The 15,969-nt window shown below is 70.3% G+C and carries 14 protein-coding genes and 1 pseudogene; 6 read left to right on the forward strand and 9 right to left on the reverse strand.

What is annotated here, in order from left to right; all coding sequences use genetic code 11:
• Positions 1-230 precede the first annotated feature (230 nt).
• A complete protein-coding gene (locus RCR19_RS23900) occupies positions 231-680 on the reverse strand; it encodes a lamin tail domain-containing protein (RefSeq protein WP_331266981.1) in 450 nt (149 codons plus the stop codon).
• A gap of 352 nt (positions 681-1,032) precedes the next feature.
• On the opposite strand from RCR19_RS23900, the gene RCR19_RS23905 reads away from it, so the two are divergent.
• Positions 1,033-1,470, forward strand: a complete 438-nt coding sequence (locus RCR19_RS23905; RefSeq protein WP_331266982.1) for a VOC family protein — start codon at positions 1,033-1,035, stop codon at positions 1,468-1,470.
• Positions 1,471-1,746: 276 nt separating this feature from the next.
• Positions 1,747-2,079, forward strand: coding sequence for a hypothetical protein (locus RCR19_RS23910; protein WP_331266983.1), 333 nt, complete (start codon positions 1,747-1,749; stop codon positions 2,077-2,079).
• Positions 2,080-2,279: 200 nt separating this feature from the next.
• Here RCR19_RS23910 and RCR19_RS23915 read toward each other — a convergent pair whose 3' ends face one another.
• Complete coding sequence (locus tag RCR19_RS23915) at positions 2,280-2,735, reverse strand: DUF5958 family protein (protein WP_331269539.1); 456 nt, start codon at positions 2,733-2,735, stop codon at positions 2,280-2,282.
• Positions 2,730-2,942: pseudogene (locus tag RCR19_RS23920) on the reverse strand (hypothetical protein); the annotation flags it as partial. The gene RCR19_RS23915 and the pseudogene RCR19_RS23920, both read right to left, overlap by 6 nt.
• 401 nt (positions 2,943-3,343) lie before the next feature.
• Here RCR19_RS23920 and ettA point away from each other — a divergent pair.
• From ettA to RCR19_RS23935, 3 genes are read left to right on the forward strand one after another with little or no spacing between them, the layout of a single operon-like run.
• Positions 3,344-5,008 (forward strand): energy-dependent translational throttle protein EttA, encoded by a 1,665-nt coding sequence (gene ettA, locus RCR19_RS23925; protein WP_059130944.1) that lies wholly within the window; start codon positions 3,344-3,346, stop codon positions 5,006-5,008.
• 2 nt (positions 5,009-5,010) lie between these two features.
• Positions 5,011-5,421, forward strand: coding sequence for a thioesterase family protein (locus RCR19_RS23930; RefSeq protein ID WP_331266984.1), 411 nt, complete (start codon positions 5,011-5,013; stop codon positions 5,419-5,421).
• Positions 5,418-6,104, forward strand: a complete 687-nt coding sequence (locus RCR19_RS23935; RefSeq protein WP_331266985.1) for a hypothetical protein — start codon at positions 5,418-5,420, stop codon at positions 6,102-6,104. Before RCR19_RS23930 ends, RCR19_RS23935 begins: the two co-directional genes overlap by 4 nt.
• Before the next feature lie 78 nt (positions 6,105-6,182).
• Here the strand turns inward: RCR19_RS23935 and RCR19_RS23940 are convergent, their stop codons facing one another.
• Positions 6,183-6,596 carry a globin gene (locus RCR19_RS23940; protein ID WP_331266986.1) on the reverse strand — a complete coding sequence of 138 codons (414 nt, stop codon included), beginning with the start codon at positions 6,594-6,596 and terminating at the stop codon, positions 6,183-6,185.
• 155 nt (positions 6,597-6,751) lie between these two features.
• Between RCR19_RS23940 and RCR19_RS23945 the strand changes: the two genes are divergently transcribed.
• Positions 6,752-7,732 (forward strand): methyltransferase domain-containing protein, encoded by a 981-nt coding sequence (locus tag RCR19_RS23945; RefSeq protein WP_331266987.1) that lies wholly within the window; start codon positions 6,752-6,754, stop codon positions 7,730-7,732.
• Positions 7,733-7,860: 128 nt separating this feature from the next.
• Here RCR19_RS23945 and RCR19_RS23950 read toward each other — a convergent pair whose 3' ends face one another.
• From RCR19_RS23950 to RCR19_RS23970, 5 genes are all read right to left on the reverse strand, one after another.
• Positions 7,861-9,198: an FHA domain-containing protein gene (locus RCR19_RS23950; protein ID WP_331266988.1), complete on the reverse strand. Its 1,338-nt coding sequence runs from the start codon at positions 9,196-9,198 to the stop codon at positions 7,861-7,863.
• Positions 9,199-9,292: 94 nt separating this feature from the next.
• A complete protein-coding gene (locus tag RCR19_RS23955) occupies positions 9,293-10,639 on the reverse strand; it encodes a VWA domain-containing protein (protein WP_331266989.1) in 1,347 nt (448 codons plus the stop codon).
• Positions 10,640-10,756: 117 nt separating this feature from the next.
• The gene (locus RCR19_RS23960) at positions 10,757-12,094 is read right to left on the reverse strand and encodes a PP2C family serine/threonine-protein phosphatase (protein ID WP_331266990.1); all 1,338 of its coding nucleotides are present in this window, start codon (positions 12,092-12,094) and stop codon (positions 10,757-10,759) included.
• Between the two features lie 3 nt (positions 12,095-12,097).
• Complete coding sequence (locus RCR19_RS23965) at positions 12,098-14,650, reverse strand: tetratricopeptide repeat protein (RefSeq protein ID WP_331266991.1); 2,553 nt, start codon at positions 14,648-14,650, stop codon at positions 12,098-12,100.
• Positions 14,647-15,954: a hypothetical protein gene (locus tag RCR19_RS23970; protein WP_331266992.1), complete on the reverse strand. Its 1,308-nt coding sequence runs from the start codon at positions 15,952-15,954 to the stop codon at positions 14,647-14,649. Before RCR19_RS23970 ends, RCR19_RS23965 begins: the two co-directional genes overlap by 4 nt.
• Positions 15,955-15,969 lie beyond the last annotated feature (15 nt).

Raw genomic sequence — 15,969 nt, forward strand, 5'->3', positions numbered from 1 at the left:
CAGCCGTCACCGTCGCGGCTGAGAAGACCCGTGCACTGCGTTCAGGCTCACCTGGGCCCCTGGTCCGCCGTATGACCGCTCAGGAGACCCTCCCCGGACATCCGGTTCAAAAGGCAGCCGGGGGTCCGGGCCGCGAAGATGCGTCCTGGGGGCAGACATCCAACTGAGAAACGCGCCCCCGCCGCCTGCACGCAGCCGGCGGCGGGGGCGCTTTCAGTAAGGACGGCCGGTCAGCACATCTTGTAGTCGACCCGAGTGGAGTTGTACGAGCAGGAGTCGATCCGGCTGCTGCCCTTGTACAGGGTGGCGGTGTCCTTGTCGTTGTTCCACACGTACCAGCCACGGCCCTGGTACACGTGGCCGCCGCTCTTGGTGCCCTTGCCGGTGTGGACCTTCACGGTCTTCCCCGCGCCGATCTTGTACGACGGGAACGTGTACCAGTGCCCGGACGCGTCCTTGACCCGGTAGCCGCGCAGTTCGATCGCCGAACGGCTGGTGTTCTTCAGCTCGACGTACTCGGCGTTGAGCGAGGCGTTGCCGCCGCGGTCGGAGCCGGGGCTGTCGTAGTAGATCTTGTAGATCTGAACGGAGCTTGCGGCCTGTGCCTGGGACGGCATGAGCAGCACGGTGGCGCACCCTGCGGCCACGAGGGCAGGCAGGACTGTACGGATGCGAGTCATCGGTTCCCCCCAATGATCAAGCCGCGCACACCCTGGCGCGCGGCAGGACCGACAATCTACAACACCGTTTCTTCACAACTCCACCATCGAGTTATTACATCATCGGCGCACACCCCCTGTGGTAGAGGCGGCGGTTGAAGCAGGGGCGTGCCAACAACTACTCGCAGCGGCTCCGATGCCCTCGCGAAGGGCGTGAACCAGGTGTTGTCGCGGGGATCAGCGGAACCCTCGGGAGTCGGCGTGTGCGCTCGTCGGACGGTTGTTGAGACTCTGCGGGGCCACGGGTGCGTTTTTGCCGGCCGTAGGTGTCATAGGTGCGCTGTACGGTCCGGTCAAACGACAGGAGGGTCCTATGGCGACCGCATGGAGTTTGACGATCGACTGCGCGCGTCCGAGGAGGCTGGCCGAGTTCTGGGCGCTGGCATTGGGCTATGCGGAGAGGCCCGCACCTTCGGGGTTCGGGAGCTGGGAGGAGTGGTTCTCCCGTCACGGGGTTCCGGAAGAGGAGTGGGACGACGGCGCGTATCTGGCTGATCCGGACGGCCTGGGCCCCAATCTGTCCTTCCTGCGGGTACCGGAGTCGAAGGTGGTGAAGAACCGGCTGCACTTGGATGTGCAGGTCGGGGGCGGTCGTGAAACCCCGTGGGAGGTGAGGTGGCCGCGAGTGGCCGAGGCCGTGGAGCGGCTCACTACTGCGGGGGCGACCGTGGTTCGTGAGGAAACATTGCAGGGCAGGCCCGATCACATGGTGATGGCCGATCCGGAAGGAAACGAGTTCTGCCTGGTCTGACCGCGGCAGGCAGTCATCGGGCGAGCGCCTCCGACGGATCCGGCGTCGGCTGGCCAAGGAACGGAGGCGGCGGCTGAGTACTTCGGTACCGGAGCGCTTTTGGCCGCCGGGCCGTTCGTACAGTGATGCGCTTTATCCGGACGCCATGAACCACGCCCGCTTCATGATGTGTGCGTCGACGGCGGACGGGATGGGAGCTGGGACAGTGGCGGGTTGAGCTGACGGGGACAAAGCCGGGGTCTAAGGTCCCGCCAGGGTCCAAGGAGGTGGATGCCCGTGGGGCGGCAGTGGCCGGAGGGGCCGAACGCAGATCCTGATGCGGCAAGAGAGCGCTACAAGGCAGACATGCAGGCATCGCGGGGAGCGTTGCGGGAGCTGTTTCGCGTGGAAATGCCCGTTGCCCACCTGGGCTTGGCGACAGCGATCATTGCGACCATCGTCGTAGCAGTGGTCTGGTCGCCCAGAACGGGCGCAATCATCGCTGGAGCCTTTGCCGGGCTGTTCGTGATCGCCCTGGTTGTGGCACTCCTGGCAGGCGGCCGAGGTTGGGATGCCGCGCGCGCCGCCTACAAGTTCACCTTTGGCTGGGCGGACTGGATCACGCCCTGACAGCGTGCCCCATGCACGCCCGATAGACGGGGATCTCACGGGGATCCACGGTTGCAAACGGGCAACGTGGATGACGAACCTCCGGCCGATGTTCCTGGTCAGGAGCCTTCAGCCTGCGTGGTGGGCGAGGGATTCGAACCCACGGCGACTTGCGCCACGACGGTTTTCAAGATCGAAGGCGCAGCTGACCACGGCGAGAACTACCCCACGTTTGCATCCCGCGGCGGATCTGGCAGGTTGTGCCACTCATGACCACACCTCTTGGTGCAATGCAGCGTCCGCCTGCGGGTGTCTGCGATGCTGAAGAGGCTGATGAGCAGGCGAAACGACTTCGTGAGTTCATAGGCTGGAAGCTGCTCCATCCCGAAACGCCAATTGGCAAGCATCACTGCGGGCGTGTGAGTCGGGCGAACGCCGGAACGCGCGATGCTTTCCGGCACATCATCCTGACGGGCACGTGCCTGTCCGCAGAACAGCACCAGCGCGTGCAAGACCTTGCGTTGCTCATCCTCCGGAAGGCCCTCGAACCACTCGACACCCTCAGCCGCTGGTCTGAGCTCTTGCGCGAGTTCGTTCAGGATCACCTCGTGTGCGTACAACACAGGCTTCCACCCCCATGGTTCAAACCGACGGTATGCGCCCCAGAGGCCGTCCATAGAGCTGATCTCGTCATCGACCCAGATGAATGGCCGACGGTTGGCCCACTCGACAAGATGACGGGTCTTCCGGTGAAGGCCACGCGGGTTGTCGTCGGCCGGGGCGTCCGGCCACTCCACGACGGGCAGCCTTGGCAGTCCGATGTATGGGGCGACCGCCTCGTTCGCGTCATCCATCCAGGCGGAGGCCCACACGATCGGACAACCCGGCCGGCCGAGATCACCGCCATGCCGCGCGGGAGGGAGCCGCTCCCCATGCGGGATGGGGCCGCCCCCAAGCAGGATGCAGCTGCCCCGCCATGCGGGATGGAGCCGTCTCCATGTGCGCCCACGTGGGGGTGAGGTGGTTGATCATGCTCACCGCAACCGTCAGGTGAAGATTCGACTGCCTGTTGATCGCTCCAGGGCCGTCGCTGGGCCGTGCGAGCGCCCGAGGGCGCCCGAGGGCGCTCGACGGCAACCGACAGTGACAGGCAAGCCACCGAAGGCAGCGGTGAAACCCCAGGTCAGCGCCGTCGCGTCTGACGGGTTTCCGTCCAGGGGTGGCGGTCAGGCAAGATGGGGTGTATCTGCCCACTGCCAGATTTCAAGCTGCCGGACGGTTTCTCTTGGCTGAGTTCATTTACACCATGCGCAAGGCGCGCAAGGCGCACGGCGACAAGGTGATTCTCGACGACGTCACCCTGAGCTTCCTTCCGGGTGCGAAGATCGGCGTCGTCGGCCCGAACGGCGCCGGTAAGTCCACCGTCCTCAAGATCATGGCCGGTCTTGAGCAGCCGTCGAACGGTGACGCCTTCCTCACGCCCGGTTACAGCGTCGGCATCCTGCTCCAGGAGCCGCCGCTGAACGAGGAGAAGACGGTCCTGGAGAACGTCCAGGAGGGCGTCGCCGAGATCAAGGGCAAGCTCGACCGGTTCAACGAGATCGCCGAGCAGATGGCGGTCGAGTACACCGACGAGCTCATGGACGAGATGGGCAAGCTCCAGGAGCAGCTCGATCACGCCAACGCCTGGGACCTGGACGCGCAGCTGGAGCAGGCCATGGACGCCCTGGGCTGCCCGCCCGGCGACTGGGCCGTGACCAAGCTCTCCGGTGGTGAGCGCCGCCGCGTCGCGCTCTGCAAGCTCCTGCTCGAGCAGCCCGACCTGCTGCTGCTCGACGAGCCCACCAACCACCTCGACGCCGAGTCCGTGAACTGGCTGGAGCAGCACCTGGCCAAGTACGAGGGCACCGTCGTGGCGGTCACCCACGACCGGTACTTCCTGGACAACGTCGCCGGGTGGATCTGCGAGGTCGACCGTGGCCGTCTGCACGGCTACGAGGGCAACTACTCCAAGTACCTGGAGACCAAGGCCACGCGTCTCAAGGTCGAGGGCCAGAAGGACGCCAAGCGGCAGAAGCGTCTGAAGGAAGAGCTCGAGTGGGTCCGCTCCAACGCCAAGGGGCGGCAGGCCAAGTCCAAGGCGCGTCTGGCCCGCTACGAGGAGATGGCGGCCGAGGCCGACAAGATGCGGAAGCTGGACTTCGAGGAGATCCAGATTCCGCCGGGCCCGCGTCTGGGCAGCGTCGTGGTCGAGGTCGACAAGCTCAACAAGGCTTTCGGGGAGAAGGTCCTCGTCGACGGCCTCAGCTTCACCCTGCCGCGCAACGGCATCGTCGGTGTCATCGGTCCGAACGGCGCGGGCAAGACCACGCTGTTCAAGATGATCCAGGGCCTCGAGGAGCCCGACGCCGGCTCGATCAAGGTGGGCGAGACCGTCAAGATCTCGTACGTCGACCAGAGCCGCGAGAACATCGACCCGAAGAAGACGCTGTGGGAGGTCGTCTCCGACGGTCTCGACTACATCAACGTCGGTCAGGTCGAGATGCCGTCGCGGGCGTATGTCTCCGCCTTCGGCTTCAAGGGCCCGGACCAGCAGAAGCCGGCCGGTGTGCTCTCCGGCGGTGAGCGCAACCGCCTCAACCTCGCGCTCACCCTGAAGCAGGGCGGCAACCTGCTGCTCCTCGACGAGCCGACCAACGACCTCGACGTCGAGACCCTGTCCTCGCTCGAGAACGCCCTTCTCGAGTTCCCGGGCTGCGCCGTGGTCGTCTCCCACGACCGCTGGTTCCTCGACCGTGTGGCCACGCACATCCTGGCCTACGAGGGCGACTCCAAGTGGTTCTGGTTCGAGGGCAACTTCGAGTCGTACGAGAAGAACAAGATCGAGCGGCTCGGCCCGGACGCGGCCCGTCCGCACCGTGCCACCTACAAGAAGCTGACCCGGGGCTGATCTTGCGGCACATCTACCGCTGCCCGCTGCGCTGGGCGGACATGGACGCATACGGCCACGTCAACAACGTGGTGTTCCTCCGCTATCTGGAGGAAGCGCGTATCGACTTCCTGTTCCGCCCGGACAAGCAGTTCAAGCAGGGGTCCGTGGTGGCGCGCCATGAGATCGACTACAAGCGGCAGCTGGTCCACCGGCACGCGCCGGTGGACGTCGAGCTGTGGGTCACGGACATCAAGGCCGCGTCCTTCACGCTCACCTACGAGGTCAAGGACCCGGACCAGATCTACGTCCGGGCCTCGACGGTGATCGTGCCGTTCGACTTCGAGGCGCAACGGCCGCGCAGGATCACGGCCGAGGAACGGGAGTTCCTCACGGACTACCGGGATGACGAGGGGGAGGCCGTCGCCGCATGACGGTGCTCCATCTCGCCGACGAGGGGGAGGCGGCGGACTTCGCCGCCTTCCTGGCGCGTCTGATCCACTACGACCGCGGCGCCGCCGTGCGTCTGCAGACGACCGGGAAGACGCTGGCGGTGTTCGGGCGCCCGCCGTCGTTCGAGGTGCTCGCCATCCGTGCGGTGCGGCTCGCCAAGCCGTACGAGAACGGGCTGGAGGCCCGGCTCGATGTGACCGTCTCGGCGGGCGAACTCCTTGAGTCCGTCGACGAGGCGGCGGCGACGGCCGAGGTGCCGGCGGCCGTCACAGGGCCCCCGTGGGCGGGGGTCCTTCCGCCGCGCGGCGGCTGGCGTCCCCGGCCGGGACTGCCCGCCATGGACGCCCTGCGGGCCACCGTGGCCGCGGCCGTCGGTGAATTCCGTTCGCGCACGGAGGAGTTGGCGCCCGAGCAGCGGACCCGAGTCGCCCTGGACCGCATAGGCCGGGAGATCTGGTCCCGCACGCTGGGGGACACCGAGCTTCCGGTGCGGGCGTTGCACGCCGCCCAGTCGCTGGGCTTTCTGCGGCCCGTCCCGCAGGCCTCCGACAGCGAGCCGCCGGCGTTGTTGTCGTCGGGCACCTGGCTGAGGCTGCGCACACCGTTCGGTTCGATCGCCGTGCGCCGGGCGGGACTCGGCGCCCTGGATGTCAGCGTCCGCTGACCTCTCCCATCGGGGACCGGGCTGACGCCGGGCGGGAATCCGGTGCACCGGCAGTCCGTGGACCGGCCGGCCGCCGGCTCACTCCGGGGTGTTCACCATCGAGGCCGCGGCGTACGTCAGGTAGTTCCAGAGCGTGGTCCTGTGCTCTTCGGACAGGCCCAGTTCGTCGACCGCGACGTGCATGTGCCGGAGCCAGGCGTCGTGCGCGGCCTGGTTCACGGCGAAGGGCGCGTGGCGCATCCGCAGACGGGGATGGCCCCGGTTCTGGCTGTACGTCGTCGGGCCGCCCCAGTACTGCATCAGGAACAGGGTGAAGCGCTCCTCGGCCGGGCCCAGGTCCTCCTCCGGGTACATGGCCCGCAGCAGCGGGTCCTCGGCGACTCCCTCGTAGAACCGGTGCACCAGGCGGCGGAAGGTCTCCTCACCGCCGACCTGCTCGTAGAAGGTCTGCTCCTGAAGCGTGCCGCGCCGAATCTCTGTCACATGCTCCATGGTCTCAGACGCGGAGACCGAGGACCCGAGGCTTAGGACCCGCCCTCTCGTAGGGCCCGCCCTCTCGACGGCAACCGGCCCCACGGGCGGGTCCGCTCTTCCGGCGCGGGGGAGGGGGCTCGCCCCCGGGCCGTCTCCCGCAGCACAGTGGAGGTATGGCCACGCACTCTCTTGATCGTGAGCTGGAGGCCCTCGCGGCCTCGGCGCGGGCGGAACTCGTGCGCGAGATCGATGCGAGCGGCGTCTGGGACACCGATCCGGGCTGGCGGGAGGTGTTCGAGGCGGTGCCCCGCCATCTCTTCGTGCCCTACTACTACGTGGGCGCCGCCGACGGTTACGAGCGCAGATCGGGTGACGACCCCGACCCCTGGCGCCGGGAGCAGTGGCTGCGCGGCGCCTACGAGGACGCCCCGCTGGCCACTCTCGTACGGGGCGACGAACTCGTCTCCTCCAGCAGCCAGCCCTCGCTGATGGCGCAGATGCTGACCGAGCTCGAGGTCGAGGAGGGGAACACCGTCCTGGAGATCGGAGCCGGCAGCGGGTACAACGCGGCACTGCTCGCGCACCGGCTCGCTGACGACCTGGTCACCACCGTCGACCTCGATCCGGAGATCACCGAGTCGGCCCGGCAGCATCTGGCCGCCGCGGGACACCACCCGGCCGTGGTCACGGGCGACGGCGCTCGTGGTGTGCCGGAGCGGGCACCCTTCGACCGGATCATCGCGACCTGCGCGCCGACCACGGTGCCGGCGGCGTGGCCGGCGCAGTGCCGCCCCGGTGCGCGGATCCTCGCGCCGTTCGCGACCGGCCTCATCTCGCTGCGGGTGGGGAGTGCCGGGCACGCGGAGGGGCGCTTCCTGCGCACGCCCGCCTACTTCGTGCCGCTGCGCGGCGGAACGCGGGTCGAGCCCGAGGCGCTGTACCTGGACGGGCTGCCGTCCCGGGCCCGCGGTCACGAGCTGTTCAGGTTCCTGCTGGCCCTGACGCAGCGCAGCCTCGACCCGTACGAGGCGTACGTCTTGTGGGAGCGGGAGGGGCGGCCCGCACGCGAGCGGTTCGGGATCACCGTCAGCGGAGACCGCTCCTGGGCCTGGCTGGACGACCCGGAGGGGCCGAACCGCTGGCCGATGCCGTGAGGGCCGGGCCACGGCCGCCGGGAACGCAGAACGCGAACGCCGAAACGGCCGGCCACGGTGAGCGGACCGGGCGGATGCGCGTGCGAGAGCCCATGAGGGCCCTCGCACGCGCAGAGCAGCCGTCGTACTCAGCCGCGACGGACCGTGATCGTGGTCCACGCGCCCACGTGCACCCGGTCCCCGTCCTGCAGGGGCACGGGCACGAAGGGCTGGATGGGCTCCTCACCGCCGTTGACCGTGGTGCCGTTCGTGGAGTTCTGGTCGACGACCGCCCACGAGCCGTCCGGCTGCTGGACCAGGAGCGCGTGCTGGTGCGAGACGCCCGGGTCCTCCGGCGGCACCGACAGGTCGATGTCCGGGGTGTCACCGGTGGAGTGCCGTCGGCGCCCGATGGTGATCTGGTTGCCGGTGAGCGTGCGCTGCTGCTCCGGGGAGTAGGCGGGCAGGTTCAGGCCGGCGGCCTCGGGACCGGAGCGCTGCATCATCGCCATGAAGTACTCGCGGTCCGGACCGATGGTCGCGGTCCAGGTCGCCGGCTGCTGCTCGTAGGGCGACGGCGGGGCCTGGGTGGCGCCGGGCTGCGGGAAGCCGTAGCCACCGCCCTGGCCGCCGGCCCCGGGGGCACCGGGCGCGGGGGAGTTCGACGGCGGAGAGATCACCCAGTCTTCGTCACCGCCGCCGAAGGACGGACCGCCCTGCTGCGGCGGGGCGGAGGGCGGGAAGCCCTGGGACGCGGACGAGGAGGGCGGGGTCGGCCGCCGGAACACGGACGGGGCACCGCCCTGGAAGGCCGACGGTGCACTCGGGGCACCGCCGCCCTGCTGACCTCCGGGGCCGCCGGCGGCGGGTCCGGGCGGCGGCCCCGGACGCGCGGGATCCGTACCGTAGGGAGGCTGGGGTGAGGTCTCGCCGCCGAAGGCGGGCGGACGCGGGGGCTCGTTCCCGAACACGGACGGACGCGAGGACGCACCGCCGAAGCCCGTGGGACCGGAGGGCTCGTCGCCGAAGGGCGGGCCCGGCGGAATCGGTTCAGCGGGCCGGTTCACCTGCGACGGCCTGGACCGCTCGTAGTCGAACGAGTCGGGACCCGGCATCGTCTGTCCGCCCTGCTGGAAGCGCAGCGCGGGGTTGGGCGCGGGCGGGCGCGGTGCGGCCGGGGTGTAGGAGGTCGCCGTGTTGGTCAGGAAGTTCCAGCGGCACTCCTCGCAGAACGGGGCGCCGCCCTCGCGGGGCGTGCGGCACTGCGGGCAGAGTTCCGGCTCGAGGTTCGGCATCGCGGACTGCGGGCGGCCTCCGGGCCGGCCGCCGGGCCCCGGAGGGGGCGGGGCCGAACCGGGCGGCGGAAAGCCGTAGCCGGCGGTGGGCGGCGGTGGAGGCGGCGGGGGTACGGCACCGGCCATACGGTGACCGCAGACCTCGCACCAGTCGTCGGAACCCGACTGGTGTCCGTTCGGGCAGGTCGGCATGTCGGCGCTTCCCCCTCTCCTTCTCCGGTCGCTACGACCGGTGTGGTTCTCCGACCCACCGGGGGCCGGGCTCGTCGCTGTCGGAACTCTCAGGTCACTTCTTTACACGAACAGTCTTTGTGGACCGTGTCTCGAGAGTCATCTCGTCGGCTTCCGTGACCTTTGCCTTAAGTCGCACAGTACCTGTCGCGGCGTCGACCACGTCCACCACCTTCGCAAGCAGTTTCGCAGTATCTGCGTTCCCCGAGACGCTCGCGAGCTGAACGGCGCGGCCCAGTTTGGCCGTTGCGCCATCAAAATCGCCCACTTTGCGCAGATCCAGACCCTGCTGGATGACCTGGGCCAGTTCGGCCTGCCCTGTGTAGTGGGCGACCTGGGGGTTGATCGACGTGGACGCCACCATGTCGTCGGTCCACACGGCCCGTACGAGCCCCTGGGCCCCGAGGTTCTGGGCGGTGCCCCCGGCCTGCGGTATCACCAGTGAGACCCGGGCGGCCAGCATCTCCTGGCCGAGCCCTGCGGTCGGGACCTGGACGCACACGTGGTAGTCGCGGGACTCGTCGCCCCACGAGCCCGTGGGGTAGTCCCCGGCGCGCGGGCCGGCCTCGGTGCGACGGCCGGTCAGTTCCTCGACCGTGGGCGCCACCTGCTTGACGAACTTGATCTCCGTACCGACGGGGGTCCACAGCCGCAGTGAGACATCGGCCACTTCCTTGCCCATGGCCGTCTCCATCATCCGGGTGAAGTCGGCGGCCAGTCCGGCCGGATCGGCGACGATGTCCGCGGTGCCGAGCAGCGCCGAGGCGATCCCGGTGACCTCCTTGACCTCCCAGTCGGTGCCCACTCCACGCGCGTCACATGTGAAACGGCCGGCGCAGGCGTCCAGCGTGGCCTTCAGGTCCTCGGGCGACTCGTGTTCGTTGCGGCCGTCGGTGAGCAGGATGCCGTGGCGTATGGAGACGTCCGCCGAGGAGAGCAACCGGTCCGCCAGACGCAGCCAGGTGCCGATCGCGGTCCCGCCGCCCGCGCTGATCCTGCGCAGCGCCTGCTTGGCCTGGTCGCGGGTGGTCGCGTCGGCGACGGCGACCCGGCCGCCGCCCGGATAGACCTCCTTGGCGACATGGGTGCCGCCGATGACCGCGAAGTGCACACCGTCGCGCAGGGTGTCGATGGCGGCGGCCGTGGCGTCGCGGGCGTTGCGCATCTTGGTCGGCGGGTAGTCCATCGATCCCGAGCAGTCGACCATGACGGCCACGGCGGCGCTGGGGCCACGTCCCGGCGAGTAGAGGTGGGGCGCGGCGGACGCGCTTCCGATCGTGCCGCCCCCGGTGGCCGTCACCGTCACGATGGCATTGACCTCGCGGCCGCCCTCCGGCAGGTATTCGTTCTGGTAGACGTCCACCGAGAACTGCGGCACGTTCGACTTCGAGAAATTGGCCATGCCCTCTTTGAGCCCCCTCGAGAACCCCAGCGCTGTGGGGTGATGACTGGTTGCGGACCGGTCCCCTCCGGTCCCGTGGCCGGTCCCACCGGCTCCGGGTGTGTCCCCGGACACGCCTCAGGCGGATCCTGCCCCCTGGAGCTGGGCCGGGAACGGCAGGACCGCCACTGTTACGTTGTCGTGGCCCCCGCCGTCCAGGGCGTGGCCCACCAGTACCTGGGCGGCGTGCAGCGGACGCCGTTCGGCATCGGACGGCACCGCCTCGGCCATCTCCTCGGCGGCCTCGGCGTAGTTCCACAGACCGTCCGTGCACACCACCACCACCCCGGGCCGGTCCGGCTTGAAGGAAGCGGTGTGCGGCTCCAGTTCGTACGCGTCAGCGCCGAGCCAGCCGGTGATCGCGTGGGCGCGCTCGTCGGCGTACGCCTCCGTATCGCTCATCAGGCCTGCGGCGACCATCTGAGCGGCCCACGAGTCGTCCTCGGTGAGGCGGGCCGGGGACGCGCCGCGGTCGACGGGGATCCAGTAGACGCGGCTGTCGCCGACCCAGCCCACGACGAGCAGGCCGGTGGTGACGACGGCGCCGACGAACGTGCACGCGGGGGCGTTCTGGTGCGGTGAGTGCTCCTGGGCCGTCTCCGGCTCGACGGCGAGCGCGTTGACGGCGTGGGACGCCGCGATGATCGCGTCGTGCATGGCCTGCTGGGGGTGCGTGCCGAGCGGCAGGGCCGCGAGCAGCGCCTCGTTCGCGGCCCCGGCGGCGGCGATCGACGCCTCGTCGGGCCGGGTCGCCGAGGAGACGCCGTCGCAGACGACCGCGACGACGGCGGGCGAGCCGTCGGGCAGCGCGGTCGAGGAGACGGCGAACGCGTCCTCGTTGCGGTGGTGACGCAGGCCCCGGTCGCTGACCGCGGCGACCGCGTCCAGCTCCTGCTCGATATGGTCGCGTTCGCGCGGCTGTGCGTGGCCGCAGTTCTCGCAGTAGCCGTCGCTGTCCACCTGGCCGGTGCGGCAGGCCACGCAGACCTTTGTGCCGGCGGGGGGAGTCGAGGGGACCGAGGTGCGCGGGTCGACGGGCTGCGGTGCCGCGAGGTGGTAGTCGTCGGCGTCCGACGGGCGGTCGAACCGTACGCCCTTGGACACGCCCTTGGCCGGGGTCGTGGCGGCCAGTTGGGAGCCGCCCGAGTCCGTGCCCTGGATGTCGGACGGCAGATGCACCGCGGCCGGCGTGTTCGCGCCGCCCGCCTCGGGAGCGGTCGGCCAGTCGACGGGGGCCGTCTCCGAACGGGGGTGCGGGGCCATGCCGTTCATGGTCAGGGTCGGGGTGTCCGGCGGAGGCGCAGGCACCACCGAGAGGTCGTACCCGCAGGCGCCGCAGAAGCGGTCACCCGACTCGAGGGGCTCCTCGCAACTGGGGCACCTGGACAGCGCCGTCGACTGGGGCATCTGCGACATCGATCACACCCACGTCCGGGGGCGGTAACGGTTGGCACGTTCCACCAGGTCGATCCTCTCATCGCTGCCCTGTGCGAGCCGGGCCAGCGTGCGGTACGAGCGCTCCAGGCCGAAGCGCAGGCCACGCTCGTCCAGATCACTGCCGAGCAGTGCCCGCCCGCCCTCGGCGGACGGCTCCGGGCCCTGGCTACCGGAGAGTACCCAGTCCAGGGCGCAGCCGAGGACCTCTGTGGACAACTGCTCGCGTCGTACGGCGTCCAGACCGTACCCCTCGAGCGCCTGGATCTGTCCCGCGGCGGCGACGAGGTCGTCCAGGAAGGCCGGGTCGGGCACCCGGCCCGCACGCTGCCGCAGCCGCGCCCGTACGGCGGCGACGCGGGCGGCGGTGTAGTGGATGGACGCCTCCGGCACGGACTCCAGTGTGCGCACGGCGTCGTTGCGGTCGCCGGCGGCGAACTGGACGCGGGCCAGGCCGAACGCCGAGCTGACATAGCTGGGGTCGGTACTCCACACGAGGCGGTAGTACTCGGCGGCGTTGTCGAGCTGGCCGAGCACCTCCGCGCACAGGGCGAGGGCCAGCTTCGGAGCGGGCTCGCCGGGGAAGGCGTCGTAGATCGCGTCGAAGGAGACGGCGCCGGCCTCGTGGTCGCCGGTGACGAGCGCGGTGACACCGCGGTACCAGACGACCCGCCAGTCGTCGGGGTGGTCCGCCTCCAAGGTCTCAAGGGCGCGCCCCGCACTCGACGTCTCGCCCATCTCCAGCCGGGCCCGCAGCTCGCGCAGCCGCAGTTCCAGGGAGCTGCTGGGTGCCGCGTGCAGCGCCGCGATCAGCTCGCCCGGTGCGGACGTCATGAGACCCGCGAGGAAACCGGCGTTGGGATCGCCCGGATCGACCAGCGGGACGGGCAGCGCGAGGGCGGCGGCGGAGGTGTCGACCGGCTTGACGAAGGCCGGCGCGGCAGGAGCGACGGTGGCTCCGGCGTCCGAGGCCCCGCCGGAGCGCGGGGCGGGCACCATGACGCCCGCCGGGGCCGCCGACGGAAGCGAGCCGGCCGGGGACGCCACGGGCCTGCGCCGCGAGGGCACCACTCGTGCGCCCAGCCGTGACACGTCCTCGTCCAGCTTCGGGAACATCTCACTGTCCGTGACCTTCACCTCGGGCCCGAACAGCGTCGACAGGGCGGGCCGCGGGCGACCGGTCTGGACGGCGACGACCTCCCGCAGCACGCCCGTCAGCTGCTCCGACATCTCCTGCGCCGAGGCGAACCTGCGGGCCGGGTCAGGGTCGGTGGCCCGGACGAGCAGACGGTAGAAGGACTCGTACCGGCGGAACACCTCGATGGTGTCCGGGTCGGGCAGGGAGTCCGCGAAGACGGTCGTGTAGCCCTGGAAGTCGAAGGTGAGCACCGCCAGGGTGCGCGCGACCGTGTAGAGGTCGCTCGCCACCGACGGACCGACGTCCGCGACCTCGGGCGCCTGGTAGCCCACCGTGCCGTAGATCGCCGACTCGTCGTCGTCCATCCTGCGCACGGCGCCCATGTCGATCAGCTTGAGCTGGTTCTCGGTCTGGATCGCGTTGTCGACCTTGAAGTCGCAGTACAGGAGATTGCGGCTGTGCAGGTGGCCGAGGGCCTCGAGCGCCTCGATGCCGTAGGCGCACGCCTGCTCGACGGGGAGGGGATCGCGTCTTCCGTCGGGTGTGCGGCGCTCGTTGGCGATCTCCTTCAGCGACTTGCCGCCGACGTACTCCATGACGATGTAGCCGTCGAGGGAGCCGGTGCGCTGGTCGAGGTGCTCCACGAAGTTGTAGATGCGCACGATGTTGGCGTGCTCGATCTCGGCGAGGAACCGCCGCTCGGAGATCGCCGCGGCCATCGCGTCCTGGTCACCTGTGTCCAGCAGGCCCTTCATGACGACCCACCGGTCGGAGACCGCGCGGTCCACCGCCAGGTAGATCCAGCCGAGCCCGCCGTGCGCGAGGCAGCCCACGACCTCGTACTGCCCGTGCACCACGTCCCCGGCGTGCAGCTTGGGCACGAACGAGTACGGGTGGCCGCACTTGGTGCAGAAGCCCTCCGTGCGACCGGCCCGCTCGCCGCGCGAACGCCCGACCGGGGCACCGCAGTCGGAGCGTGAACAGAACCGCTTGCGCTCCGGCACCTCGGGGTTCTCGAGGACCATCGCCCTGGGGTCGGGCCGCGGTACGTCCGGGACCTGCACCAGGCCGAGGCCGAGCCGGGCACGGCCCGAACTCCCGCTCGCGGTACCGGAGCTGCGCACCGACACCGAGCGGCCGGTGGAACTGCCCGTCAGCCGCCCCGACACCGAGCGCCGGGACTGGGACGACCGGGACGACGTACGGGAACTGGAGCGCGAACTGTCACCGTCGGAGCCCTTGCCGCCGGCCGTGATCCCGGTGGCCGGGGAGCCGACCGCGCCGTTCGCCGAGACGACCGGCGCGAGCCCGCACGTGTCGCAGTACAGCTCGCCGCCGCCCACGTCCTCGTAGGACCCCTCGCATCCGGGGCGCTGGCACTTCTGCCCAGCCTGACTCATACTTCCCCCCTACGATCGGCCGGCTCGCCCTGCCGGGGCACGCGCGGTCCGAGCAGTTCCGCGGCAGCCCGCTGGTAGCGCAGCACCGCCTCTTCGGCGACCCGGAGGTCGCACGGCGCGCTCCACAGCATGCGGCGCGCCGCGTCGTACCGCTCGACCAGCAGCGGGTCCTCCGCGAGTCCGTGCCGGGCGACCTTCGCCTTGTACGCGTCCAGCCGGCCGCGCAACTCGGCACGGACCGCGAGGGGAGCGGTGACCGCCGTCAGCGACTCGCGGGCGCGTAGCAGTTCCTCCTCGGCGTCCTGCTCCAGCGCTTCCAGGAGCGGCGACAGACGGTGCCACTGCGCGTGTCGGCGGTACTCGGCCGCCGTCGCCAGTTGCTCCTGCAGCGCGGTCGGCGGACCGCTGACCGCGGGCACCTCCGAGGCGGCGATCTTCGCGAGCACCTCACCGCGTGCGTTGCGGGCCTCGGCCAGTGTGCGATCGGCGCGGCTGAGCAGGTCGCGCAGCTTGACCAGCCGGGTCTCCGCGTCCTGGCGGACGGCGAGGACGGCGTCGATCTCCCGGCGCACGTCCTCCAGGGCGCGCGCCTCGCGGTCGTACGTCGATGTGTCCGGCCTGCCGCCGCCGGGCGCCGAACTCCCCTGTGAGGGGACCCAGTAGGCGAGGGGGTCGGAGATCACCTGCTCGCGCAGGTGGGTCAGCGTGCGGGTGATGCGCTCCAGGTCGTCGCCCGCCGGATGCTCACCGGGACGCACACCCACGGAGTGCGCGAGCCGCCGGGTGCGCTGCAACTCGGCGGCCAGTAAATCGATCCGGGCGGGCAGGGCCGACCACACCGCGTCCGCGGCGACGACCATGTCGAGCGAGGAGGCGTACAGGTCGTTCATCCGCTCCACGAGCTGGGCCAGCGTGAACTGCTCGCTGAGCCGCGCGGCGCCCGCCGACGTGTTCGCCGCGCCGCCGGCGACGGTGACGCCGGTGCCGCGCAGCAGCTCGGTCAGCTCGACCAGGTCCTCACGGCTGGACCAGCGCCGCCGGGTGCGGATCTCGCGCGCGCGGCGCAGAGCGCCCGTGTAGGCGTCGAAGTACGTCCACAGCAGGGTGATCGATGCCTCCGCCGAGGTCCAGCGCTCCTTGGTGACGCCCGTCAGCTCGGCGCCCTCGAGGAGTCTGCGGCCCGCGTGGTCCTGCAGGGCGAGGAGCGAGGTCTCTATGGCCTCGTGCTCCGCGCCGAGCCGCGCCAGCGCACGGTCCACCTCGTCCCGGTCCAGCACCGGCCCGGTGGGTCCCGTGACGCCCATCGATCACCTCTCGTC

Origin of the sequence: Streptomyces sp. WAC07094 (genome assembly GCF_036320405.1) — a bacterium.
GTDB classification, from domain to species: domain Bacteria; phylum Actinomycetota; class Actinomycetes; order Streptomycetales; family Streptomycetaceae; genus Streptomyces; species Streptomyces lannensis.